This is a genomic window from Mesorhizobium sp. B2-1-3, assembly GCF_006442495.1.
Taxonomy (GTDB): domain Bacteria; phylum Pseudomonadota; class Alphaproteobacteria; order Rhizobiales; family Rhizobiaceae; genus Mesorhizobium.
This window is the reverse complement of record NZ_VFWL01000007.1, coordinates 46,832-69,659: the sequence shown is the minus strand read 5'-3', so window position 1 is coordinate 69,659 and position 22,828 is coordinate 46,832. Positions and strand designations below refer to the sequence as shown.

The following is a 22,828-nucleotide window of genomic DNA, read 5'->3' as shown; positions in this document are numbered from 1 at the left end:
CCAGAGGTGATGAGATGAACGTACCCCAAGGGCAACTCAACGAAGATCCGGACATGTTCGACTACACCACATTCTCGCACGGCCTCTATATCGACGGACACTGGCGACCGTCTTGCGACGGTCGTCTCATTGAGGTGATCGATCCTTCCACGGAGGCCGTGATTGCGGCTGTCCCGGACGCCACGATTGCCGATGCCGCCGCTGCCGTCGAGGCGGCTGCGAAGGCGGCGGCAGGCTGGCGCGCAACCGCGCCGCGCAAGCGTTCGGAAATACTGCGGCGTTGTTTCGAATTGATGGTCGAACGGTCCGATACGCTGGCGGCGCTGATCTCGCTGGAGAACGGCAAGGCGCTGCGGGACGCGCGCGGCGAGGTCGCCTATGCGGCTGAATTCTTCCGCTGGAATGCCGAGGAAGCGGTGCGCATCAGCGGCGAGTTCGGCCTGGCGCCGTCAGGCGCCAACCGGATCGTCGTTGATTATCATCCGATCGGCATCTGCGTGCTCATAACGCCCTGGAATTTCCCCGCCGCCATGGCGACACGCAAGATCGCGCCGGCGCTGGCCGCCGGCTGCACCGTCATTCTGAAGCCCGCCAGCGAGACGCCCCTGACCGCCTACGCGCTCGCCGCGCTGTACGAGGAGGCGGGTGTGCCTCCCGGCGTCGTCAATGTGCTCACCACTTCGAACCCCGGACCAGTGACCTCCGCCATGCTCGCCGACCCGCGCGTCCGGAAGCTATCCTTCACCGGTTCGACCGGCGTGGGTCGTGTTCTGCTGGCCAAAGCCGCCAAGCACGTCATCTCATGCTCGATGGAACTCGGCGGCAACGCCCCGTTCATCGTCTTCGATGACGCCGATCTGGACGCGGCCCTCGACGGCGCGATGGTCGCCAAGATGCGAAACGCCGGCGAGGCCTGCACGGCAGCCAACCGCATCTACGCGCAGGCCGGCATCCATGACGCTTTTGCCGAAGGTCTGCGCCAACGCATGGCCGCGCTCAAGCTCGGTTCAGGCACCGACCCGGACACCGAATGCGGTCCGATGATTACCAGGAAGGCCGTCGACAAGATCGATCGGCTGGTCAAGGACGCGGTCGCCCGTGGGGCCAGGATCCTGTGCGGCGGCGCGGTCGCCGACGACAAGGGCTATTTCTATCCGCCGACCGTCCTTCGGGACGTGCCCGCCAATGCCGAGATGGCGCAGGAGGAGATATTCGGTCCGGTGGCCCCGATCAGCCGCTTCGAGAACGAGGACGAAGTCATCGCGCGCGCCAACGACACGGAATACGGCCTTGCCGCCTACATCTACACGCGTGATCTGGCCAGGGGCATGCACGTGGCATCGAAGATCGAAACGGGCATGGTCGCGCTCAATCGCGGCCTGATGTCGGATCCGGCGGCACCTTTCGGCGGCGTCAAGCAGAGCGGCCTTGGCCGCGAAGGCGGACAGAAGCACGGCATTGCCGAGTTCATGGAGGCGAAGTACATCGCCGTGACCATGTGAACGGGCACCCCATGCAGAATGATCCTTTCCGCATCCGCGACCACGTCGCCGAGTTCGACGACATCGTCGCCGAGATCGTTCGTCGCAGCACGGAGGTGCGCGCAACAATACCGATGGTTGCCGACATCGCCTATGGAGCGGATGCCACCGAGATCATCGACCTGTTCTTTCCGGAGGGCAAACGCGACCGCCTGCCGGTCCATGTGTTCATCCATGGCGGCTACTGGCGCATGTTCTCCAAGCGCGACTATTCCTATGTCGCCGAGACGGTGACGCGCGCCGGCGCAATCGCGGTCATCGTCGATTATGCGCTGATGCCGGCTGTGAGGATGGCCACGATCGTCGACCAGGTGCGGCGCGCCAAAAGCTGGGTGCTCGACCATATCGGCGATCACGGCGGCGATACCGAGCGCCTGACCGTGAGCGGACATTCAGCCGGCGCCCAACTTGCGACGATGCTTTTCAATGACGACGGCCGGACTTCGACAATCAAAGGCGCGTTGCTGCTTGGCGGTCTCTACGACCTGAAGCCCCTTCAGACCTCTTTCCTTGCCGCCGAGATCGCGATAACGGACGAGGACGCAGCCAGGTTCTCGCCGCTCACCCGCCGTTTCGATCCGTCGGTGTCGGTCGAGATCGCTGTCGGCACCGATGAAACGCCGCCATTCCACAGCCAGGCCGAGGCGTTTACGCGGCATCTGAAGGAGCAGGGACTACAGGTCTCGCAGACCGCCCTTCCTGGAGCCAATCACATGAGCAGCGTTCTCGACCTCGGCTTGGCCGGCACCGAGGCGGCAACCATGCTGACAAACCTGGTTTCCGGCTGAGGCCATTGGCGTTCCGTCAAAAGCTGGCACTTTCAGCTGTCACCCGCGTCCCGAGCGCTTTACCTGTCTCCATCGGATCTGCTCTCACCGCGCGGGGTTGGAAACGATCGCTCATGCGATGCCAGCGCCAGCTGGCTGAGCATGACGAATTGACGGACATCCACCGGCCGCGCAACGAGGGCGTCGAGCTTCCCGAACAGCGGCATCAGATGTGGCATGGAGAGGTGCCTGTCGAGATCGTCCTTCGAACGCCAGTTCTCGTAAAACATGAATACGCAGGGGTCAGCCGGGTCGACATGGAAGTCGTAGTTGATGCAGCCCTCCTCGGCACGTGTCGGTTCGACGAGGCCCGACAGGATTCTTTGCAGTTCATCGCGGGTTTCGGGTTTGGCAACCACGGTGCCGATGACCGTATAGGGAACCGTCATCTCATTTCCTCCCCTGGCTGAGTGCAACAGCAAGGATGATGATGGCGCCGCGCGCGATTAGCTGCTGGCTGAACTCCAACCCCATCAGAATCAGGCCGTTATTGATGAGGCCGATCATCAGCGCGCCGACAATTGTCCCGATCACCGTGCCGGAGCCGCCGAACAGGCTGGTGCCGCCAAGCACCGCCGCGGCTATCACCGACAGTTCGTCGCCTTGGCCGAGTTGGAAGCGCCCCGATTGCAGCCGGCCGGCGTAAAGCATTCCGGCCAGCGCCGCCGCCATGGCCGAGATGGTAAGCACGCGGAACTTGACCGACTTGGTGTCGATGCCGGAATAACGCGCCGCGATCTCGCCGCCGCCGGTGGCCAGCACGCGGCGGCCAAAGCTCGTTCGCCTCAAAACGACGTGGCCGACGGCTCCCAGCACCAGCATCCAGATCAGCAGCACCGGCACCGGCCCGACATTGCCGCCGCCGAAGATCCAGGAGTAGCTCTTCGAGATGATCGGCACCGCAGCCGTATCGCTGATCCACATTGCGGTGCCGGTAGCGATGCCCATCATAGCCAACGTGGTAAGGAAGGATGGAATTCCGACCCGCGTCGTCAACAGGCCGTTGAAGGTGCCGACGACGGCGCCTGTGGCGAGCCCCGCCATCACACCGGTGATCGGTCCGCCGGCGTCGATCGCCATCGCCGTCGTCACCGAGGCGAGACCCGCGACGGCACCAACGGACAGGTCGATCTCGCCTGCCGACAGAACATAGGTCATGGCGATCGCCATCACCGCGATCATCGCCGTCTGCCGCACGATGTTGAGCAGGTTGTTGAGGTTGAGGAAGCCCTTGTCGAACAACGTTATCGCGAAAATGATGAAGATGACGACGAAACCGATGTAGATGATGTTCTGCCGCCAGTTGGTGAGCCCAAGCCTCGCTGCCAGCGAGGACTGGGACGCGGCAGCCTGACTAGTGGACATGTATTCCTCCCTGGCTCTTGCTCAGCGCTTTCTGGATGACGATCTGCAGCTTGCGCTCGGCCGCCTGGAGTCGCGCAACCGGATCGTTCTTTGGCGCCGAGGGATCGTCGAGATCGGCGCGGCTGACATCGTTCACGACGCGCCCCTCGGAGACGACGATGATACGGTCGCAGGCCGACAGCATCTCGGACAGCTCCGACGAGATCATGATGATTGCCTTGCCGGCGTTGGCGAGCTGGCGAACCAGCAGGATGATTTCCGACTTCGAACCGATATCGATGCCGGAGGTCGGCTCGTCGAGGACCAGGATCTCCGGATTCCTCGAAAGCCATTTGCCGATGACGACCTTCTGCTGGTTGCCGCCCGAAAGTGTGCGCACCGGGCTGTCGCGCGATGCAGTCTTGATCCGCAGCTGGGCGATCTGGCGATCAGTCAGCTCGCGCATCTTTTTCGTCGACACAAAGGCCTTGCTGCTCAACTGGTCGAGCACGGCGAGCGTCATGTTGGAGGCGACCGAATGCTCCGCGATGACGCCCTGCCGTAGCCGATCCTCCGGCACCAGCGCCACACCGGCCTCGATGGCGTCACTTGGTCTGGCGATCGCCACCGGCTCGCCGGCAATGCGGATCTCGCCTTCGACGATCGGATCTATGCCGGCGATGACGCGCGCGATCGCCGACCGCCCGGAGCCCAGCAGCCCGGCTAGGCCGACCACTTCGCCGCTGTGGACGACGAAGCTGACGTTCTTCGGTTTCTCCACCCCTGAAACACCGTCGAGCTCAAGCAGCGGCGCCCCGACATTCGATTCGCCGCGTACCACGTCGGACAGACCACGCGAGCGTTTGCCGACAATATGCTCAATCATCGTTTCGATCGGCAGTTCCGACATCGGCGCGGTGATGACGTTGCGGCCATCGCGCAAGATCGTGGCGCGGTCGGCGATGCGGGCTATCTCGTCCATGCGGTGCGAGACATAGATGATGGCGACGCCTTCCGATCTCAGTTTGCGCAGGAAGGCAAACAGCCGCTCGACATCGGATACCGCCAGCGCCGTCGACGGTTCATCCAGGACCAGCACTTTCGCATTCTGCGAGATCGCCTTGACGATCTCCGTCAACTGCCGTTGGCCGGCGCCGAGATTGCCGATCGTCGCTTTCGGATCGACCTCGACCTGCAGCATGTCGAACAGGTCCTTGGCGCGCTTTTCGGCGGTGCGATCGTCGATCAGGCCGAACGCGACCTTGGCTTCGCGGGTCAGGAAAACATTCTGCGCCACGGTCAGCGTGGGGATGAGGCTCATTTCCTGGAAGATCATGGCGATGCCCGCCCGCCTTGAAGCTTCGGGCGAGATTTCGGCGAGTGGCTTGCCATCGACTAGAATGGTACCGGTGTCCGGCACATGAACGCCGTTCAACACTTTCAGGATGGTCGACTTACCGGCACCATTGCCACCGAGCAATGCGTGGATTTCGCCTTTCTCTACCCGCAGGTCGACATCGACCAGCGCCTTGACGCCGCCGAAGGATTTGGTGACGCCTTTCATTTCCACCGCATGAACAGGCGCCGCGATTGTCATGGTCGGACCTTGGTCCACTGGCCGGATTGGCCGGATTCGATCAGCGCGTCGGCCACCCGCTCGGTCTTGTAGCCATCCTCGAAATTGGGCAAGGGCTGCTTGCCCGAAACAATAGCCGAGAAGAAATCGAAACACTCCACGATCTTGGTTTCGGAATAGCCGATGCCGAGCGCCGGGATTGGCCACAGACCCGACCCATAGGGGTGCGCCGGACCGGAATAGACGGACCTGAAGCCGCGTGCATCCGCAGGATCATCGGCAAACATCACCTGCAATTCGTCGCGCCGTTCGTAGTTGAAAGCAATGGAGCCTTTGGTGCCGTGGATCTCGAAAGTGATGAAATTGTTGCGGCCATAGGCGTTGCGGGTCGCCTCCAGCGAACCGATCGCGCCGTCGGCGAATTTCAGCAGCGTCATCACCTCGTCGTCGACGTCGACCTCAGCCCGCTCGGTATCGGTATTCCTCTCTGCCGCGCCGAGCCTGTCGAGATTGCCGCGTTGGATCGGTCGCGTTTTGTTGTAGGTGCGCACCAACGCGCTGACCTCGGCGATCTCGCCGACCAGATAACGGGCAAGGTCGACGACATGGGTGCCGATGTCGCCGATCGAGCCGGACCCGGCGATCTTCCTCTGAAAGCGCCAGGACAGAGGCGAATCCGGATCGGCCGACCAGTCCTGCAGATAGGTGCCGCGGAAGTTGAGAATCTTACCGATGCGGCCTTCCTCTATGTACTGGCGGGCAAGCGCCACTGCCGGCGTGCGACGATAGTTGAAGGCAACCATGTGGATGACGCCGGCTTTGTTCACCGCGTCGAGCATGGTCTTTGCCTCGTCGCCGCCGCGCGCCAGCGGCTTTTCGCAGATGATGTGCTTGCCGGCTTCAGCGGCCGCGATCGCGATCGCGGCATGGCTGTCGTTCGGGGTGACGATGTCAATGACGTCGATGTCGGATCGCGTCACCACCGAACGCCAGTCAGCGGATGATTCCTCGAATCCGTAGCGACGGCGGCCTTCGTCGGCCAGTGCCTCGGTGATGTCGACCACCACCTTGCGCACGGGGATGGCGGGGGCGGGCCAGAAGAACATCGGCATCGTCGCATAAGCGAGCGCATGGGCTTTACCCATAAAGCCGCCGCCGATCATCGCCACGTTGAGCGTCTTGGTCATGATGGTCTCCTGTCGAATTGAGAAGAGGTGCGGCCGGCTGGGAGTGCGCCGGCCGCAGGGCGCGCTACATGCTGCCCTTGATCTTGTCGGTCGCCTCGGCGTGATAGACGGCTTTCCAACCCTCGAGCAGCGTGTCCTTGGTGACGGGCAGCGCCGGCAAGGCGACGAAGGCCGGAGCCTCCTTGCCGAGCAGACCGTAGCCTGCGAGCAGGGCTTCGGTGACGCCCTGGTCAAACGGACGCTGGGCGCCCAGGCCCTTCACGAAGCCCCCGCCCGCCATATTGATTGCGACGTTCTCGCCGAGGTCGCAGGTGGTGATGACAAGGTCGTCGCGACCAGCGGTGCGGGCCGCCGAGATGACGCCTTCGGCCGGCACGTCCCACACCGCCCAGATGCCGTTGATGGCAGGGTTGGAAGTGAGGATGGCCGATGCCGCCTTTTCGGCGTCGCCGGTGAAGTCCGGGCCGCCAATGCCTTGTTCGGCGACAATCTTGATATCGGGGTAGTTGTCGGCGATCGTCTTCTTAAAGCCATCATAACGCTGTTTGGTGACAAAGAAGTCGGCGGCGTGGAAGACCAGACCAATGTCGCCCTTGCCCCCCAGCGCCTTGGCCACCAGATGCGCTGCGGCGACGCCGTTGCCATAATTGTCGGCCGAGACTACGGAGACGTAATCCTTGCCCGCGACGAAGCCGGCCGGCACGTTGTCCATGAACACCAGCTTCACGCCCTTATCGGCAACTGCCCTGTACGCGGACGCCGTCGCCGACGGGTCGGTGGGGATCGAAACGATGATCTTGGGGTTCTGGGCCATCACAGTTTCGAGGTCGGCGACCTGCTTTTCCGGCTTGAATCCGGCATCGGTCGTGGCGATCACCTCGATGCCCATCTTGCCAAACTGGTCTTTGAGGCCGGCGATCTGCGCGCGTGACCAGTCATTGCCGCCATAGTGCATGACGATCGCCGCCGTCGCCTTCATGTCCTTGATCTTGGCCAGTTCCTCCTGCGTCAGATTGACGGACGCCGCCGACGCTGGAGCTTCGCCGTTCGGCCCCTTGGAGAGCACTGTCTTCTGCAGTTCGGCGAGTGCTGAATCGGGGTCGGCGAAAGCGGGAGCTGCGGTATAGAGGCTGGCGGCCAGCAATGCCGCCGTGAACGTCCCGGCTATTGTGTTGAAACGTGTCATTTGGGTCTCCTCCCTGATGACAGGCTTGGTACCTGTCGGTTCAACTCTGCTTCAAAGCGCTCTTCAGATATTTCATGCTGAGTTCCGCCCCTTGCTTGGGGTCTGGCCAGGCATCCAGCTCGGTTGCGATCCAGCCGGAAAATCCGGTGTCCTCGAGCGCCTGGATGATCGGCTCCATATCAAGGTCGCCGCGGTCGAGCGGCGTGAAGGCGAAGGGATCGCGCTGCCAGCCCTTCAAATGCACATAGCTGATGCGCTTGCTGAATTCGCGAATCTGCGCGGCCGGATCACCGCCAGCGGCTGCCAGATGCGCGGTGTCCGGACAGAAATCGATCGCGGTATGTTTGAAAATCTCGCGAACTTCGTCGGGACCTTCGACGATGGTCGACAGATGCGGGTGATAGTGCGCGCGCAAGCCCGCCTTGGCTGCGATGTCGATGACCTTGTCGAGCGCCGCGCCGAGGCGCTTGAAATCATCTGGCTGCCGGCCTTTGGCTCGCTTGGCGCCACCGCCGACGACCAGATGCTCGCCGCCGAGTTCGGCCACGGCAGCCGCTCCGCGTTCGATCCGCGCCAACTCCTCGCCAAGGATATCGTCGAAGATAAAGTTGGCACCGGAGTAGCCGGCCACGAGCACGACGCCGGACTGGTCCAAGGCAGCGCGCAGCGCGCCATTGCGTCCTTGATAGTCGAGGAGATTGCCGTCGAAGAGTTCTGTTCCGGTATATCCGGCCGATCCAATGTCGCGGATCGCCTGCTCCATGTCACCGAAGGTGCGATAGGTAAGCTGGGTGATCGAAGTGACGCCGACGGCGTTGCCACCGAGCGCACCCCAGCAATTGGCGTGATAGGCCAGTTTCACCGGCATCTCGTATCCTCCCTGCCTGTAGCCGATGCATCACCGCGCGCAGCGCGGGGCCGGCATCTTTGGCTGGAGAAGAATTCGGACAACGGACGTGCGACATCCTTCGCCTTCGCGAGGGCTGTCGACGTTAGGAGCCCTCCTCCGAGCCTGGCTGATACTTATGCCCGCCTTTCGCCGCTCGTCAATCATTAAAATGCAAAAGTCGGCATACTTTTGTTTGTAAAATACATAAGTTCCTGCTTGATCCGTAAATGAGGCCACGGTACCCATGGCTAACGGCGTGATGACCCTGAGCCGGCAGCGATAGAGATCGGGAGATGAGCCTCGGCAAGACTATGGACGAGCGCAGCGCCACAGACCCCGTACAGTCGGACCAACCGCGCCGCGCCGCCGGCCGGCCGCGTGCCAGCGAATCCGCGCATGGCAGCTTGGCCACGCTGCTCAACCTTATACGGACCGAGGCGGCAACGACCCGCCAGGAGCTAGAGAACCAGTCGGAACTGGGGCGCGCCGTCGTCACGGATCGTCTCGCCACGCTGCTTCGGCTAGGGCTGATAGAAGAAGGCGAACTCGGCCCGGCGATCGGCGGACGCGCACCACGCCATGTCCGCTTCCGGCCGCGCATTGGCATGATCCTGGCCGCCGTGCTCGATCATTCCTCGCTGGCAGTCGGTGTATCAGACCTGTCCGGCCGCCTGCTGGCCGAACATCACGAAGCGGTGGAACTGGCCGCAGGTCCCGAGCCGGTGGTCCAGCGGCTAGCAACGCTGTTTGCCTGGATGCTGGAAGAGCATGGCAGTGAGGCCAGCATCTGGGGCATCGGGCTGGCGGTGCCCGGAGCCGTTGAGAAATGCGATGATCAGCGGCTGTTCGCGCCGGCGCTGAATGCGTTCCAGAACTGGGATGGATTCCCTTTCGTCGAGCAGTTGGCCACGCTTGTCGGCGCGCCGGTATGGGTGCGAAGCGGCGTCCAGACGATGACGATGGGCGAACTGAAGTCCGGCAGCGGCCTCGCCGACATGATCTTCGTCAAGCTCGGCCGCTCGATCAGCGCCGGCGTGGTTTCGGAGGGAGCGTTGCACCGTGGCGCGCAGGGCGCTGCCGGCATGATCGGTCATACTTTCATCGAGGGCAGAAATCTCGAAGCTGTTGCCGGCAGCGAAGCGCTCGGACGCGAGGCCCGCCAGGCGGCCGAGAGCGGGAGCAGCCCCTATCTGGCCGAGATGCTTGCGCGCGCCGGCGAAGTGACGGTCACCGACGCTGGCCACGGCGCCCAATTGGGCGATCCGTTCTGTATCGACCTTCTCGGGCGTTGCGGCCGTGCGGTCGGCGAGGTACTGGCGCCATTGGCCAATCTGCTGAACCCGTCATTGATCGTACTCGGAGGCAGCGTGGCCCAGACCGGGGACATACTGTTGGCAGCCGTACGCGAGGCGGTCTATCGCCAGTCGCATCCGATCGTCACCCGCGACCTGCGCATCGTCCGTTCGCAGATGGGCGGCTCGGCCGGACTGGTCGGCGCCGCCCAAGTCGTTGCGGAAGCACTGTTCGATGCGAAATTTCTGCAGGGGTGGATTACGCTCGGTTCACCGCGTGAGCATCCGGAATTCAAGGATTTTCTCGCGCGGGCCGCACTCGGAACCAGCGCTCGCCCGGCAAAGCCACGGCCACCGGGAGGAGCGCTTGCATAGCATCGCCAAGTCGGCCGGGCCGCGTGAACCTGGGGAGGGTTGAGGAATGGCGATCACCGGCCTTGGGCCGCATGGCGAACGGGCGGTTCCAGCCGACCAGGTCGGGTTGTCGAATGCCGACGCCGATCTCGCCCGCAACCGGCGCTTCTCGGTCGCCATCGTTCTCCACACCACCAAGAGCGACTGGGCTAAGGAGGAATTGGCCGGGATCGTCACCACGCTTGGCCGCTACGGAGCGGCGGTGGTCGAGGTCGTCGACTGCGGCTTCGACATCGAGCGGCAAATTTCGGAACTGAAACGGCTGGCCGGCGAAGCCGTGGATGCGGTGGTCTCCATTCCAATCGGCAGCAACCGTGCCGCCGACGCGCATCGTGCAATATCGGCGGCCGGAAAGAAGCTGTTGCTGCTCGACAATGCCCCAACCGGCATGCTGCCCGGCAAGGATTACGTCAGCGTTGTTTCCAGCGACAATTTCGGTCTCGGTCAGATCGGCGCAGAACTCCTGGCGCCACATATACCACAGGGCGGAAAGGTCGGCGTTCTGGCCTATGGCATCGATTTCTTCGCGACGCATGAGCGCGAGATTGCTTTCCGAAAATGGATGGCTGCTCGACGTCCCGACCTGACGCTGGTTCGCGGCAAGTTTGCCGACGTGTCGCAAGCGAGAGCCGCGACCGCCGACTTGCTGCAGGCCAATCCGGAGCTCGCCGGACTGTTTGCCGTCTGGGACGTGCCGGCAATCGCTGCCGTCGCGGCGATCCGCGATGCGGGCAAGGCTATTCCGGTGACGACAGTCGACCTCGGCAACGACGTCGCCACGGACCTCGTTGGTGGAGGCCTGATCAAGGGCATCGCCGCGCAACTGCCTCACGATCAGGGCGTTGCTACGGGCATTGCCACAATTCTCGGCCTGCTCGAACGCCAGCCGCCGGCCTGGATCGCGCTTCCCGGGCTCAGTGTCACGGCCAGCAATGTAGTAGAAGCCTATCAAGTCGTCTGGCGCACACCAGCGCCCGCCGCCTTGCTAATGGCGCGCAAGCCACGAAACAGCCTGCCTTGACCGACAATGTCGTCTTCGCGAGGGACCGCGCGGCAAAGAGCAACGGCACGCTGATCACAAGCGGTCCGCGTCTCGTCGGCGCCATCATGGCGTCAAATGTTTGCCTGGGCATCCGCAAGCAGGAGCCCGAGCTTCAGGCGATCCTCAACAAGGCGCTCGGCGAGATGGCCGCGGACGGTACGCTCGCGCAGATGTCGAAGAAGTGGTTTGAAGTGGGCTTGAGCCCGAAGAGCTAAAACAATTCCAGGAAAAGTGTAGAGCGGTCTTCCCGGAAAAGCGTGTAGCGCTTTCCCTGGAGAATTGCATAAAAGTGATAGAGCGCTTCGTCATTTCCATCGAACGATGAACCGCTTTAGGATATCGAGCCGCGCGCCGCTCGGCGCCGCAGCTATTGCGAGGCGGACATTCGGCCGCAGGTTCTGCGAAAACTCAGCTGGATACGGCCGTGATCTGGGCGGCCTTGTCGGCGCGCAGCAGCATGCCGAAGAGGTCGCGTGGCTCATCCGGGTCCGCCAGCAGATCGAGCTCCTCGTAGAGGCCGGTGCGCTGAAGCTGGTCGCGGACGTAGCGCAGCGCGGAAAAGTCCTCGATCGCAAAGCCGACGGAATCGAACAAGGTGATCTGGCTGGCATCCCGGCGGCCGGCGGCCTTGCCGGTCATCACTTGCCACAACTCCGTCACGGGATGGTCCGGCTCGAGTTGCTGGACTTCACCCTCGATGCGCGACTGCGGCGGGTATTCGACGAATATGTCGGAGCGCAGCAGAATATCGCGATGCAATTCCGTCTTGCCGGGGCAATCGCCGCCGACGGCATTTATGTGCACGCCCGATCCGACCATGTTGTCCGTCAGGATGGTCGCGGAGCGTTTGTCGGCGGTGACCGTCGTGATGATGTGAGCCCCTTCCACCGCCTCCTGCGCCGAAGCGCAGATCGCGATGTCGAAATCGAACCCCGCAAGGTTTTTCGCGCACTTCAAGGATGCCGACCGATCGATGTCATAGAGGCGAAGCCTGTCGATGCCGAGCAGGGCCTTGAAGGCGATGGCCTGGAATTCCGACTGGGCGCCATTGCCGATGATTGCCATGCAGTCCGTCGCATTGGGAGCAAGGTATTTGGCCGCGACGGCCGACGTCGCCGCCGTGCGCAACGCGGTCAGGATGGTCATTTCCGAAAGCAGCATCGGATAGCCATTGCCGACATCGGCCATCACGCCGAACGCCGTCACGGTCTGGCGCCCGTCGCGCGTGTTTTTTGGATGACCGTTGACATACTTGAAGCCGTAGAGCTGTCCGTCGCTCGTAGGCATCAGTTCGATGACGCCGTCGATGCTGTGCGAAGCGATGCGCGGGGTCTTGTCGAACAATTCCCAGCGTCGGAAATCCTCTTCGATATAGGCAGCGAGATCGATGAGAAAGCGATCGATGCCGACGGCAAGAACCAGCTTCATCATGTGATCGACGCTGACGAAGGGCACGATGTTCAGACGGGGGGTCACAGTTCAATAACTCCGTGTGGGACGGTCCATGATCCGCCGGCCCATCAGGCTCGCGGTCAGGTCCACGAGAAGGGTTGCGGTGCGGTTGCGTTCGTCGAGTGCGGGATTGAGCTCGACCAGGTCGAGGCTGGTGACGAGATGGCTGTCGTGCAACATCTCCATCACCAGATGAGCCTCGCGGAAGGTGGCGCCGCCCGGCACGGTGGTGCCCACGGCAGGCGCGATCGAAGGGTCGAGAAAATCGACATCGAGGCTGACATGCAGCATGCCGTTTTCGGCACTGACCCGCTCGAGAAAGGCGCGAAGCAGCGGGGCCATGCCGTATTCGTCAATCATCCGCATGTCGTGCACGGTGACGCCCGCCTTGCGTAGCGCTTCGCGCTCCGCCGGATCGACGCTGCGGATGCCCAGTGTGCAGATACGGGCCGGATCCACGCAAGCCGCCAGGCTGGGGAAGTAGCCTTCGAAGCCGGGTTGCCCGCTGGCATAAGCCAGCGGCACGCCATGCAAATTCCCGCTGGTCGTGGTGTCGAGCGTGTGAAAATCAGGATGTGCGTCGAGCCACAGCACGAACAGCGGGCGGCCGGCTTCCGCCGCCCGGCGGGCGATACCGGCCAGCGTGCCGGCGGAAATGCTGTGGTCGCCACCAAGGAAGATCGGCATGGCGCCGGCGCTGGCTGCATAGGCCGCCTCGGTAATCGCCGCCGTCCATGCGACGATTTCCGGCAGCGCCTTCAAGGCGGCATTGCCGTGGCTGATCGGGCGCAGATCGGCAGAGGCGACGGTGCCAAGGTCGGCCAGCGTATGCCCGAGTTCAGTGAGCGCTGCCGCCAGGCCTGCGGTACGCAGCGCACTAGGCCCCATCTCGCAACCCATCCGGCCCGAGCCGACCTGGATCGGTGCCCCGACGATCGTACAATGCATCCGTATTTCCCCGCGCGTTTTCTAGGCCTCATTGGAGCGCGGATAACTGGCAGGATGAACATATCAAATTGGCAAATTTGTCGAAATGGGCTATCAAAATGGAATGATTTGATTGCATTCTGAGCCATGGATCAGCTTGACGAACAGCTCATCACGCTTTTGCGGCATGACGCGCGGCGCAGCATCTCGGACCTTGCCATGGATGTCGGCGTCTCGCGGGCAACGGTCAGGTCTCGCATAGAGCGTCTTGAAAAAGCCGGCGCGATCATCGGGTATACCGTCATCCTGCGAGCCGATGCCGTCGACCAGCGAGTACGCGGCATCATGATGGTGGAAATCGAAGGGCATGCCGCCGATCGTGTGATCCGCGCTCTTGGCGGCTTCTCGGAGGTTTCGACGATCCACACCACCAACGGCCGATGGGATCTGGTGATAGAACTGGGGACGCAGACACTGACCGAATTCGACGCCGTGCTGCGGCGCATCCGCCTGATCCCCGGCATTACCGGCAGTGAGACCAGCCTGTTGTTGGCGACACCCCGGAGCACCAAGGCGCGGCTTTGATCGCTGTCTGCGAAAAGCCTGGCTGGCCAAACCGGCAGTGCTGCCCCTATGTCGTTGTGCAGCGCAACCCTAATGAGCTCGGACTTGCTCAACCTGTAACCTCCAGCGGGGCGCGGACCTCGCTGAGAGGAACAGAGCTGCGTGAGCGGCGAGATCTGTCTTCGACCCGCGTCAAAGCCGGTCTCGTCCTAATGATGGTGGCCTTCCGGCTCGGCCGTCTTGAACGGCAGGATCTGTTCCCTGCCCTTCGAGATTAGATGAGCCTCGCCTCGAACTCGTGCGGCGACATCGCCCTGACGCTGGGCGCCACCGTTACATGAACCGACGATGATAGAGCGCGGTGCGCCTCAAACTTGATCATGCCGCATCGACTGCGGGCGCACTCAAAACCCCGTGCGGCAAAGGTTTTCAAGATCCGCCTTTGCTATTCCCTCGAGGCCGAGCGCAGGAAGAATATCGTTATCTCCCCTGAGATCGCGACCGTAAGCCGCCGATAATATCGAAACTCCAGACTCGTGGAGCGTCGCCGGTTTCTCGGTGATCTTACCCAACAATACGGTCGGCAGCAGTCCGAACGGAACATCCTCGAGAATGTAGCGGCTTTCGATTGTTGTCGGACCAAAGCCGCCACGGCCTTGACGATCCATCTCCTGGTTCATCTCCGAAACGGTTCCCTTCGGAACATGAAACGACAATGAAAAATGCTCCTGGACGGTGCGAACCGCGATACCAAAATGGGCCGCGATGGCTAGCCGTTCGGCATCCAGAGCCTCGATAAGGCGGCCAGCGGCAGGGGTGACGTTTCCCCCCTGGCTCCATTGCTCGGCTTTTTCCATGCGTGTCAGGTTGAGGAGGGCAATTCCCAAGTGGTTTTGCGGATTGAGGTTGCTGAGCGCGATCGCAAGCATGCCGTCGCGCTTGACGAAACGATCACCAAATAGGCTCGTGCAAAATCCGTATCCTTCATCCTGAGCTTTGAAAGGCAGCGTCGCGACATCAAGCTTCTGGCGAATGGTGGTGACATGGACCTCGGTTGGCCCGAGTTGCCGCCCGGTCAACAGTGTTGTGCCCCAAAGAACGATTGGCAAGCTGACCTTGCGCTCCGCCAACCGCTTGGAGAGATACAGTGCCCCGAACGAACAATGCGAACTGATGATGACCGGAATTCCATCGATCAGATGGGGGGCGGCAGCATCCATCACCATCCTGTGGCCGTAAGCCGGAAGTGCAATCACCACCACGTCCGCGTTGGCGATGGCATCCTTGCAATCCTTGGCGATGCGCACGGGTACCGTCGCCGCGATATCCCCCGTCGCTTTCAACAATTCGCCGGTAGCCAACGCCCTGGTGCGCTGTCCCGACGGTGACCAAAGCATTGGCGAATGCCCCGATCCTGCCAAATAGGCGGCAAGGCCATAAGCAATTGCTCCGGCGCCCAGAATACTCACGCGCATAATATTCCTCCTGTCGCAGGCCTTGTGGTTCGAGAATCCTTGCCGCCGTCACCTGAATTCTTTCTTCAGGAGGCTTCGCAAGCTGGAGCCGCGTCTGACGTCCCTGTCCGCCTCCGACCCGGATTCTGGCGCTGAAGCCGGCATATGCACAAAGCCCGTAACGAACATTCGTTTCCGCTTGACATATATCAAAAACGAATGAGACGATGTCAATCATACGGATTACGCATGTAGGAGAAACATGGAAACCCGGGACCTTCAGACCTTCCTTGCGGTTGCTGCCAGCGGCAGTATCACCAGGGCGGCTGACATGCTCGGGCGTTCCCAGCCTGCGGTGACGCGCACCATTCAGGAGCTCGAGGCCGAACTTGGCTTCGAATTGCTGCATCGGATCGGTCGACGGGTGCAGTTGTCTGAAGAAGGAGTCGCGTTCGAGGAGGAAGCACGACGCCTGCTGATGTCCTTCACCGAACTCGCAGCGCGGGCCAAGATGATCGCCGCCGGCAGAGGGCGAATCCTGCAGATCGTCACCACCTCCGCGATCGGCACCGGCTTGATCCCTACGGCCTTGGCTGAACTCCAAGGTGCCGAGCTTCCGCACGAGACGCATCTCGGGCAGTTCCTTCCCTCGACCGTCGCTCAGGAAGTGCGCAGCGGACGTGCCGAGGTCGGGTTTTCAAGCCTGCCGCTCGATACGCCCGGTCTGGATGTCCTGCGGCTCTATTCGGCGCCTGATGTTGCTGCCGTGCGGGAGGATGATCCGCTGGCCGAACTAGATGTCATACCGCTTTCCGCTTTTGCCGGCCGCCGCGTCGCCACGTTGCTCAACCCGCTGCGTTTCCAGTTGCATGTCTCCAAGGCGTTGGCGGCCAGGGGCATCGACACCGGGCCAGTAATCCGCACGAATACCGCCTATGGCGCGTTGCAGATCGTACGCCGGACTGGTGTTGCGGCTGTCATCGATCCCCTCACCGCCTATGGCGTGGGCTTGCCTGGGGTCGTCATCCGCCCGATCGACGTAACCGTCCTCTTTTATTGGGGTGTTGTGGCTGGCGAAAAACGCCCCCTTCGTCCAGTCGCGCAGGCGTTGGTGGATGCGGTCGAGGCGGTGGCTGAACGGTCGATCGTTGGCTTCAAGAAACTCGATCCGACCCTGGCCGGCCAATTGGTGGCCGATCCTGCCTCCGGCACAAATCACGGAACGGGAATATGAAGCACACCCCCAGTTCGCACCCCCCGAGAGGTCTAGCCGCGCTTGAAGCACAACTTGCTCAGGACCTCGATTTTCTCGAACTGCCTGCCAAGCCATGGGTTCCCGCGCGTTCGCGCGATGGCGTGCCGGTCCGTGACGTCGTTGTGATCGGCGCCGGCATGTGCGGACTTGCTGCCACCGCAAAGCTGGTGCTGACGGGGATAACCAATGTCGTCGCCTATGACGCGGCTCCGGCCGGCTTCGAAGGGCCATGGATAACGTTTGCCCGCATGCAAACGCTCCGGTCGCCGAAAACGCTGCACGGTCCGTCGCTCGGTCTGCCGCAACTCACATTCCGCGCCTGGTTCACGGCACAATGGGGCGTCGAGGCATGGCGGTCGCTGGACAAAATCCCCAAAGGCCAGTGGATGGACTACCTGGTCTGGTACCGGAACGTGCTTGGTCTGCCAGTACGCAACAGCGTGCGCATGACAGGCGTTGCAGCCGTTGGCGATCTGATTGCGATCGATGTCGAGGGCGCGGAAACCGGCCGGGTTCTCACCCGTCGTCTCGTTCTAGCCACCGGTCGGTCCGGTCTCGGCGGTTTTGCCGTGCCCGATTTCCTCAGGGGCATCGATCGCTCCTATTGGGCCCATTCTGCCGACGACATCGATTTTGATGCACTGAAGGGCAAGCGTGTGGCGGTTATCGGCGCCGGCGCCTCTTCGATGGACAATGCCGCGACGGCGCTCGAGGCGGGCGCCGGTTCAGTCGACATGTTGATCCGGCGCAAGGAAATGCCGCGCATCAACAAGCTGACCGGGATCGGCAGCCAGGGTGTCATCCTCGGCATGTATCATTTGCCTGACGCCTGGAAGTGGAGATTCTTCGACTACACCGCCTCGACCCAGACGCCGCCGCCGCGTTCATCGACGCTTCGCGTGTCTCGTCATGCGAATGCCCGCTTCTTTCTCGACTGCGGCGTGGTCGCAGTGAAGGAAGATGCCGGAGGCCTTCTGGTCGAAACCACGCAAGGACCGATGCGCTACGATTTCATGATCGCTGCGACCGGCTTTTCAAATGACTTCAGTGGTCGCCCGGAATTCGCTGCCCTCGCCCCACACATTCGCACCTGGTCGGATGGTCGATATACGCCGGACATGGGGCCGCCGCGCGCAGGCATGTTGGAGGCACCGGATCTCGGCCCCGCCTTCGAATTCCGCGAGCGCGTCCCCGGTTCCTGCCCGATGCTGGCGCATGTCCACTGCTTCAACGACGCCGCCATGCTGACCCATGGCAAGGTCTCCGGCGATATCCCGGCCGTCAGCGCCGGTGCCGACCGTCTGGTCCGCGGCATTGCCGCGTCGCTGTTCGCCGAAGATGTCGAAACCCACTTCGCCAATCTGATCGCCTATGACACCCCGGAACTTCTGGGCGACGAATGGGTCGATTCAACACCCTTGTTGCATAAGGAGGCCGCACTGTGATCGACGCAATGGACAAGGCTGCAGGTCTTTCACCGGACGATGCCCTTTTCGCTGCACGGCGGTTTCGGCCCGAATTTGTGCGAGGGGCCGAGGAATGTCGCCTCTCCGTCCTGCAGCCGGCAAACGATCAGGGGCTGGCGCCGAATTTGCGGGTCGCTCTGGCCCGTCGAATGGCAGCTCTGAATGCCGATCCCGTCCTGATGGCCGAATATGATGTGCAACTGGCTCAGCTTGGTCCCACGGAGCAGCTTCTGTCCTTGGCCCGGGGGGAAACGGATTTGAATGAACCCCTGGCGACCATCGCCCGACATGTTGACCTGATCACCCTGACGCCGAAAAAGGCGGAGGCGAGCCACATTGCCCTGCTCGCCCAAGCCGGATTGGACAACCCCCAGATTGTTGCACTCTCCGAATTGATTGCCTTCATCAACTTCCAGACCCGGGTCGCGACCGGCTTGCGATTGATGAGGCGGGCATGATTTCCTCGGTGCGCCTGAAGCCGCTGAATTGGCATCCCTATATCGCACCGGTCGAGCTATCGGAGGCAACGCCGGAACAGCTCGAAGCAATGAAGGTTACGCCGTCGGCCAAGAAAGTTTCGGAATATGTGCGCACCCTTGTGCATGATCCCGAGAGCTATCTTGCCCGCACGGTGTTGTTCAACGCGATCATGTACGTCGAGGGCGGGCTTGCCCGTCCCGACCGCGAGCTTGGCGCACTGGGTGCCTCGATCGTCAATGGCTGCAAATTCTGTGCCGTCGTTCACGCCCGCCGGCATGCAGAGCTGACCAAGAGCGATGAAGTGGTCACGGCGCTGTATCTCGACAAACCTGAAAAGCTTGGGTCGCGCGATGCGGCAATCTACAACTTTGCCCGCCGCCTGTCGGCGGCGCCGTCGGAAGCGACGGCAGACGACGTCGCCTCGCTGCGATCAGTCGGCATGAATGATGCCGAGATCATCGACCTCGTCCACGCCATAGCGATCTTCGGCTGGGCAAACCGGCTGATGCACGTCCTGGGCCATGCGGAGAGCGGGTGATGACGTTGCATCCGGTCAAGCCAGTCCGTCCCACACTTTCCGAAGGGCCAACCAGCAATGCTTGAACTCAAAGATATAAAGCTGTCTTACGGAAGCACGCAGGTCCTGAACGGCGTCAATCTCTCGGTAAAGCGGGGTGACGTGGTGTCGATCATCGGCCCCAGTGGCACCGGCAAGACCACGCTGCTGAAATGCATCAACTATCTGGCCAAGCCGTCGTCAGGAACCATCGCGTTCGATCAGATTCGGATGGACTACCAGCGTGCCGACAAGGCCGCTGTCCAGGCGATCCGGTTGAGGACGGCGATGGTCTTTCAGCAGTTCAACGTCTTCAAGAACATGACGGTCCTCCAGAACGTGATGGATCCGCTCGTTGTGGTGCAGCGCAAATCCAGGGAAGAGGCGCGGGAAATCGCGCTCAGAGAGCTCGATCGGGTCGGTCTCTCGTCGAAGCGAGACAGCTATCCATCCCAGCTCTCGGGCGGCCAGCTCCAGCGCACCGGCATCGCACGCGCGCTGGCGGTGCGTCCTGACGTCATCCTCTTCGATGAGCCTACGTCATCGCTGGACCCTGAACTTGTCGGTGAAGTTTTGAAGGTGATCAAGGATGTCACGTCGTCAGGGATCACGTCGCTGCTTGTGACCCACGAGATGCAATTCGCAAAGAACATCTCGAACCGGATCGTTTTCATGGACCGTGGCGTGGTTGCCGCCGACGGCAGTCCGGCTGAAATCTTCGACGCGCCTTCCAGTCCACGACTGGCTCAATTCCTGCAGTCAGAACTCGCTTTTCAATAGCTCAACAAGAAGGGAACCCAAGAAATGTCTGCAATCACATCCGGTTTTTCCCGCCGCTATGTCCTGGCCGTCGCTGGTGGCATCGCAATTGCCCTTGCAACCGCGGGGACCAGCTATGGTCAGACCGTCCGGACGGTCAAGATCGCGACGTCTGCCGAATCCAAGCCGCTGGCCTGGGGCGCCATCGGCGTCGAACCGCAAGGCTATGAGCCCGATCTTCTGAGGGCGATCAATGCGAAGCTGCCGCAGTACAAGTTCGAAATGGAAGGTGTGTCCGACATCGCCCAGGAAACCGGCCTTGCCACCGGGAAGTACGACATCGCCGTAGGTGGCTACTACAAGTCGCCCGAGCGAGAGAAGCAATTCATCATTCCAGAGAACCCGATGGGCGCCAGTCTGATGAAAATCTACAGCAAGAAAGACAGCGGCATAAAGGAAATGAAGGACCTGGTCGGCAAGAGGATCGTTCCGACCACGGCAGGTGGCGGAACCTACAAGTTCATCATGAACTGGCAGAAAGAGAATCCGCAATATAAGCTCGACGTCACGGCATCGAGCGCCGGGATCCCCTACCCGAACCGCCTGGATGAAGTTCAGAACGGCAAGTTCGACGCATTGGTTCTACCGTCTAACCTCGGTGAGCAGGCGGTCATCGACAACAAGAAGCTCGATATCGTCGCATCCGATCCGGTCTACAGCAACAACACGTACATGCTGATTCACCGGTCAGCGGAAAACAAGATCCTGGCCGAGGACGTCAACAAGGTGCTCAAGGAACTGAAGGACGACGGCACGATCGACAAGCTCTCGCAGAAGTGGTTCGGCGAGGACATCGTGAAATACATGAAGTAACAAGGCGTCCTCAGCTGCATCTGGATAGCCGGCGTTGAGGCAGAACTGCAAGAAGGAGTGTTCCAAGTGGACGTTTCTGCTATAATTCCCGAGTTGCTCTCGGCGTTGCCGCTGACGCTGGCCATCACTTTTACGGCCCTCATTGCTGGGTTCTACCTAGCTCTCCTTGCGACAACACTCCGGGTCCGCAGGGTGCCAGTGATCAGTCACCTGGCGGATCTCTACGTATCCTATGCCCGGAGTGTTCCCGTCGTCCTCCAATTGTTCGTTGCGTTTTACGGGCTTCCCTTGTTGGTAATCCTGTTCGGCTCCGAAGATTTTTTCTCGCCGACGATCGCCGCGATGGTGGCATTAAGCTTTTATCACGGCGGCTACCTGTCAGAAGTCCTGCGACCTGCATATCTGGCCGTCGATCGCGGCCAGCATGATGCGGCAGACAGTCTTGGATATACCTTTCGCCAGAAAATCACGCGGGTCATCGGGCCACAAGCAGTGCACTTCGCATTGCCGGGCTACGGGAACTCCGTCATCTACCTGATCCATAACGTTGCGCTGGTGATGTACATCGGGGCGGCGGATGTCATGGCGACCGCGCATTTGATCATGGAGCGCGACTATAATCAGTACCAGTTCGAAACCTATCTCGTGCTGGCGGTCATCTATTCGGTGATGTGCCTGATCGCATGGCTCATCGTCCGCTTCTTCGAGCTTCGTTCCCCGATGCAGGCACCGGAGGCTACGACATCTGCTCAGATCAAGAACACACTGATCGCGAGCGTGTGACCTAACAAGGGTATTTGACCATGTTTGAGACCGATATCCTGCTCCAGGACTCGCGGGAAATTCTGGGCGCCGTACCCGTAACGCTTGCAATGGCCCTCACGATCTTCGTGCTCTCGACGATGGTCGGCAGCCTGTTTGCGCTTGTGGAATATAGACGGATTCCCGCACTGCGAGAGCTCGTCATGGCCTACAAGGTCGTCTTCAAGGGCGTTCCGATGGTGATCGTAATCTTCCTCGCCTATTTCGGTCTTCCCCCCGCGCTTCAGTTTCTGTTTTCATTGGTTGGCATAGACTTCAACGCCCACCAAACGCCCAATTGGGTTATCCTTGTCATTGCGGTGACCGGCTGTGTCGCCGCGTTCCAGGCCGAGATTATCAAAGGAGCCCTCAACGCCTTTGACACCGGTCAGGCAGACGCAGCCTATTCGCTTGGCTATACAAGGGGCCAATTGTTTCGACGGGTGCTATTTCCCCAGGTCGCCCTGACAGCAATTCCCGATCTGACAACCTCGATGATGGTTATCATGAAGGCGCTTTCACTCGGATTCGCCATCGAGGTTGTCGATATCTTCGCGCAATCACAACTGACCGCCGCGTTGAATTTCTACTATCTCGAAGCCTTCGTGATTGCCGTCGTGATCTACATGGTGATTGCCTATATCGTCACACAGATCGCCGACAGGATGGAGCAAGCGCTTAGGGTACGGACCTGAGGATGTGGAATAGAATCTTCTAGCAAGATCGACTTGTCTTCCGCGGAAGCATCCTGGTAGTCGATGCCGCAATCGATGCGCGCCTCGAGCCGTGCGGCGTTCCGCGAACCGTCACGGCGGCCGACCTTATCTGGTGCGGAATCGAGGGATAGAGCCGAGACAATTTGAGGCCTCTCGTTAAGAATGCGATAACCAATTGGTAACGGTGCCTGCCTAGCTTCGTGATCCGATGGCCGGCTCGCCCGGCC

General features: G+C 61.4%; 23 protein-coding genes. 14 read left to right on the top strand and 9 right to left on the bottom strand.

What is annotated here, in order from left to right; genetic code table 11:
• Nucleotides 1–14 precede the first annotated feature (14 nt).
• A complete protein-coding gene (locus tag FJ973_RS13875) occupies nucleotides 15–1,502 on the top strand; it encodes an NAD-dependent succinate-semialdehyde dehydrogenase (RefSeq protein ID WP_140556254.1) in 1,488 nt (495 codons plus the stop codon).
• A gap of 11 nt (nucleotides 1,503–1,513) precedes the next feature.
• Nucleotides 1,514–2,329 carry an alpha/beta hydrolase gene (locus tag FJ973_RS13870; protein WP_140556253.1) on the top strand — a complete coding sequence of 272 codons (816 nt, stop codon included), beginning with the start codon at nucleotides 1,514–1,516 and terminating at the stop codon, nucleotides 2,327–2,329.
• A gap of 59 nt (nucleotides 2,330–2,388) precedes the next feature.
• Here the strand turns inward: FJ973_RS13870 and FJ973_RS13865 are convergent, their stop codons facing one another.
• From FJ973_RS13865 to FJ973_RS13840, 6 genes are all read right to left on the bottom strand, one after another.
• Nucleotides 2,389–2,757: a putative quinol monooxygenase gene (locus FJ973_RS13865; protein ID WP_140556251.1), complete on the bottom strand. Its 369-nt coding sequence runs from the start codon at nucleotides 2,755–2,757 to the stop codon at nucleotides 2,389–2,391.
• Nucleotide 2,758: 1 nt separating this feature from the next.
• Nucleotides 2,759–3,733 carry an ABC transporter permease gene (locus FJ973_RS13860; RefSeq protein WP_140499306.1) on the bottom strand — a complete coding sequence of 325 codons (975 nt, stop codon included), beginning with the start codon at nucleotides 3,731–3,733 and terminating at the stop codon, nucleotides 2,759–2,761.
• On the bottom strand, nucleotides 3,723–5,309 hold the full coding sequence (locus tag FJ973_RS13855; RefSeq protein ID WP_246675878.1) for a sugar ABC transporter ATP-binding protein: 1,587 nt from the start codon (nucleotides 5,307–5,309) through the stop codon (nucleotides 3,723–3,725). Before FJ973_RS13855 ends, FJ973_RS13860 begins: the two co-directional genes overlap by 11 nt.
• The gene (locus FJ973_RS13850; RefSeq protein ID WP_140556250.1) at nucleotides 5,306–6,475 is read right to left on the bottom strand and encodes a Gfo/Idh/MocA family oxidoreductase; all 1,170 of its coding nucleotides are present in this window, start codon (nucleotides 6,473–6,475) and stop codon (nucleotides 5,306–5,308) included. Before FJ973_RS13850 ends, FJ973_RS13855 begins: the two co-directional genes overlap by 4 nt.
• Before the next feature lie 64 nt (nucleotides 6,476–6,539).
• The gene (locus tag FJ973_RS13845; protein ID WP_140556248.1) at nucleotides 6,540–7,661 is read right to left on the bottom strand and encodes a substrate-binding domain-containing protein; all 1,122 of its coding nucleotides are present in this window, start codon (nucleotides 7,659–7,661) and stop codon (nucleotides 6,540–6,542) included.
• Between the two features lie 40 nt (nucleotides 7,662–7,701).
• Nucleotides 7,702–8,529, bottom strand: coding sequence for a sugar phosphate isomerase/epimerase family protein (locus FJ973_RS13840; protein ID WP_140499312.1), 828 nt, complete (start codon nucleotides 8,527–8,529; stop codon nucleotides 7,702–7,704).
• A 314-nt stretch (nucleotides 8,530–8,843) separates the two neighbouring features.
• Here FJ973_RS13840 and FJ973_RS13835 point away from each other — a divergent pair, with 314 nt between their 5' ends.
• The 3 genes from FJ973_RS13835 to FJ973_RS13825 are packed head-to-tail and all read left to right on the top strand — an operon-like array spanning nucleotide 8,844 to nucleotide 11,513.
• Nucleotides 8,844–10,217, top strand: a complete 1,374-nt coding sequence (locus FJ973_RS13835; protein WP_224519041.1) for an ROK family protein — start codon at nucleotides 8,844–8,846, stop codon at nucleotides 10,215–10,217.
• A 46-nt stretch (nucleotides 10,218–10,263) separates the two neighbouring features.
• On the top strand, nucleotides 10,264–11,277 hold the full coding sequence (locus FJ973_RS13830; RefSeq protein WP_140499314.1) for a substrate-binding domain-containing protein: 1,014 nt from the start codon (nucleotides 10,264–10,266) through the stop codon (nucleotides 11,275–11,277).
• The gene (locus FJ973_RS13825; protein WP_181167255.1) at nucleotides 11,274–11,513 is read left to right on the top strand and encodes a transporter substrate-binding domain-containing protein; all 240 of its coding nucleotides are present in this window, start codon (nucleotides 11,274–11,276) and stop codon (nucleotides 11,511–11,513) included. The genes FJ973_RS13830 and FJ973_RS13825 overlap by 4 nt, the downstream gene beginning before the upstream one ends.
• A gap of 193 nt (nucleotides 11,514–11,706) precedes the next feature.
• Here the strand turns inward: FJ973_RS13825 and FJ973_RS13820 are convergent, their stop codons facing one another.
• Nucleotides 11,707–12,774 carry an ornithine cyclodeaminase gene (locus FJ973_RS13820; RefSeq protein ID WP_140556247.1) on the bottom strand — a complete coding sequence of 356 codons (1,068 nt, stop codon included), beginning with the start codon at nucleotides 12,772–12,774 and terminating at the stop codon, nucleotides 11,707–11,709.
• Between the two features lie 3 nt (nucleotides 12,775–12,777).
• On the bottom strand, nucleotides 12,778–13,698 hold the full coding sequence (rocF, locus tag FJ973_RS13815; RefSeq protein WP_140499318.1) for an arginase: 921 nt from the start codon (nucleotides 13,696–13,698) through the stop codon (nucleotides 12,778–12,780).
• A gap of 126 nt (nucleotides 13,699–13,824) precedes the next feature.
• On the opposite strand from rocF, the gene FJ973_RS13810 reads away from it, so the two are divergent.
• Nucleotides 13,825–14,262, top strand: a complete 438-nt coding sequence (locus tag FJ973_RS13810; protein WP_140556245.1) for an Lrp/AsnC family transcriptional regulator — start codon at nucleotides 13,825–13,827, stop codon at nucleotides 14,260–14,262.
• Nucleotides 14,263–14,645: 383 nt separating this feature from the next.
• On the opposite strand, the gene FJ973_RS13805 is transcribed toward FJ973_RS13810, so the two are convergent.
• Nucleotides 14,646–15,716: an NAD/NADP-dependent octopine/nopaline dehydrogenase family protein gene (locus FJ973_RS13805; protein WP_140556244.1), complete on the bottom strand. Its 1,071-nt coding sequence runs from the start codon at nucleotides 15,714–15,716 to the stop codon at nucleotides 14,646–14,648.
• Between the two features lie 241 nt (nucleotides 15,717–15,957).
• Here FJ973_RS13805 and FJ973_RS13800 point away from each other — a divergent pair, with 241 nt between their 5' ends.
• The 8 genes from FJ973_RS13800 to FJ973_RS13765 all read left to right on the top strand — a co-directional run bounded on the left by FJ973_RS13800 (nucleotide 15,958) and on the right by FJ973_RS13765 (nucleotide 22,580).
• The gene (locus FJ973_RS13800; protein WP_140499328.1) at nucleotides 15,958–16,929 is read left to right on the top strand and encodes a LysR family transcriptional regulator; all 972 of its coding nucleotides are present in this window, start codon (nucleotides 15,958–15,960) and stop codon (nucleotides 16,927–16,929) included.
• A complete protein-coding gene (locus FJ973_RS13795; RefSeq protein ID WP_140556242.1) occupies nucleotides 16,926–18,395 on the top strand; it encodes an NAD(P)/FAD-dependent oxidoreductase in 1,470 nt (489 codons plus the stop codon). The genes FJ973_RS13800 and FJ973_RS13795 overlap by 4 nt, the downstream gene beginning before the upstream one ends.
• Nucleotides 18,392–18,874 carry a hypothetical protein gene (locus FJ973_RS13790; protein WP_140556241.1) on the top strand — a complete coding sequence of 161 codons (483 nt, stop codon included), beginning with the start codon at nucleotides 18,392–18,394 and terminating at the stop codon, nucleotides 18,872–18,874. Before FJ973_RS13795 ends, FJ973_RS13790 begins: the two co-directional genes overlap by 4 nt.
• A complete protein-coding gene (locus FJ973_RS13785; protein ID WP_140517387.1) occupies nucleotides 18,871–19,434 on the top strand; it encodes a peroxidase-related enzyme in 564 nt (187 codons plus the stop codon). Before FJ973_RS13790 ends, FJ973_RS13785 begins: the two co-directional genes overlap by 4 nt.
• A 57-nt stretch (nucleotides 19,435–19,491) precedes the next feature.
• Complete coding sequence (locus FJ973_RS13780; protein ID WP_140521338.1) at nucleotides 19,492–20,232, top strand: amino acid ABC transporter ATP-binding protein; 741 nt, start codon at nucleotides 19,492–19,494, stop codon at nucleotides 20,230–20,232.
• Nucleotides 20,233–20,256: 24 nt separating this feature from the next.
• Nucleotides 20,257–21,084, top strand: a complete 828-nt coding sequence (locus FJ973_RS13775; RefSeq protein WP_140556239.1) for a transporter substrate-binding domain-containing protein — start codon at nucleotides 20,257–20,259, stop codon at nucleotides 21,082–21,084.
• Between the two features lie 66 nt (nucleotides 21,085–21,150).
• On the top strand, nucleotides 21,151–21,867 hold the full coding sequence (locus FJ973_RS13770) for an amino acid ABC transporter permease (protein WP_140556237.1): 717 nt from the start codon (nucleotides 21,151–21,153) through the stop codon (nucleotides 21,865–21,867).
• A 20-nt stretch (nucleotides 21,868–21,887) separates the two neighbouring features.
• Nucleotides 21,888–22,580, top strand: a complete 693-nt coding sequence (locus FJ973_RS13765; RefSeq protein WP_140499342.1) for an amino acid ABC transporter permease — start codon at nucleotides 21,888–21,890, stop codon at nucleotides 22,578–22,580.
• The last annotated feature ends 248 nt before the right edge of the window (nucleotides 22,581–22,828 follow it).

Bases quoted from the DNA above. Each gene is read 5' to 3' on its own strand.
- FJ973_RS13875 (WP_140556254.1), top strand. From the start codon at position 15: ATGAACGTACCCCAAGGGCAACTCAACGAAGATCCGGACATGTTCGAC.
- FJ973_RS13870 (WP_140556253.1), top strand. From the start codon at position 1,514: ATGCAGAATGATCCTTTCCGCATCCGCGACCACGTCGCCGAGTTCGAC.
- FJ973_RS13865 (WP_140556251.1), bottom strand. From the start codon at position 2,757: ATGACGGTTCCCTATACGGTCATCGGCACCGTGGTTGCCAAACCCGAA.
- FJ973_RS13860 (WP_140499306.1), bottom strand. From the start codon at position 3,733: ATGTCCACTAGTCAGGCTGCCGCGTCCCAGTCCTCGCTGGCAGCGAGG.
- FJ973_RS13855 (WP_246675878.1), bottom strand. From the start codon at position 5,309: ATGACAATCGCGGCGCCTGTTCATGCGGTGGAAATGAAAGGCGTCACC.
- FJ973_RS13850 (WP_140556250.1), bottom strand. From the start codon at position 6,475: ATGACCAAGACGCTCAACGTGGCGATGATCGGCGGCGGCTTTATGGGT.
- FJ973_RS13845 (WP_140556248.1), bottom strand. From the start codon at position 7,661: ATGACACGTTTCAACACAATAGCCGGGACGTTCACGGCGGCATTGCTG.
- FJ973_RS13840 (WP_140499312.1), bottom strand. From the start codon at position 8,529: ATGCCGGTGAAACTGGCCTATCACGCCAATTGCTGGGGTGCGCTCGGT.
- FJ973_RS13835 (WP_224519041.1), top strand. From the start codon at position 8,844: ATGAGCCTCGGCAAGACTATGGACGAGCGCAGCGCCACAGACCCCGTA.
- FJ973_RS13830 (WP_140499314.1), top strand. From the start codon at position 10,264: ATGGCGATCACCGGCCTTGGGCCGCATGGCGAACGGGCGGTTCCAGCC.
- rocF (WP_140499318.1), bottom strand. From the start codon at position 13,698: ATGCATTGTACGATCGTCGGGGCACCGATCCAGGTCGGCTCGGGCCGG.
- FJ973_RS13810 (WP_140556245.1), top strand. From the start codon at position 13,825: ATGGATCAGCTTGACGAACAGCTCATCACGCTTTTGCGGCATGACGCG.
- FJ973_RS13805 (WP_140556244.1), bottom strand. From the start codon at position 15,716: ATGCGCGTGAGTATTCTGGGCGCCGGAGCAATTGCTTATGGCCTTGCC.
- FJ973_RS13800 (WP_140499328.1), top strand. From the start codon at position 15,958: ATGGAAACCCGGGACCTTCAGACCTTCCTTGCGGTTGCTGCCAGCGGC.
- FJ973_RS13795 (WP_140556242.1), top strand. From the start codon at position 16,926: ATGAAGCACACCCCCAGTTCGCACCCCCCGAGAGGTCTAGCCGCGCTT.
- FJ973_RS13785 (WP_140517387.1), top strand. From the start codon at position 18,871: ATGATTTCCTCGGTGCGCCTGAAGCCGCTGAATTGGCATCCCTATATC.
- FJ973_RS13780 (WP_140521338.1), top strand. From the start codon at position 19,492: ATGCTTGAACTCAAAGATATAAAGCTGTCTTACGGAAGCACGCAGGTC.
- FJ973_RS13775 (WP_140556239.1), top strand. From the start codon at position 20,257: ATGTCTGCAATCACATCCGGTTTTTCCCGCCGCTATGTCCTGGCCGTC.
- FJ973_RS13765 (WP_140499342.1), top strand. From the start codon at position 21,888: ATGTTTGAGACCGATATCCTGCTCCAGGACTCGCGGGAAATTCTGGGC.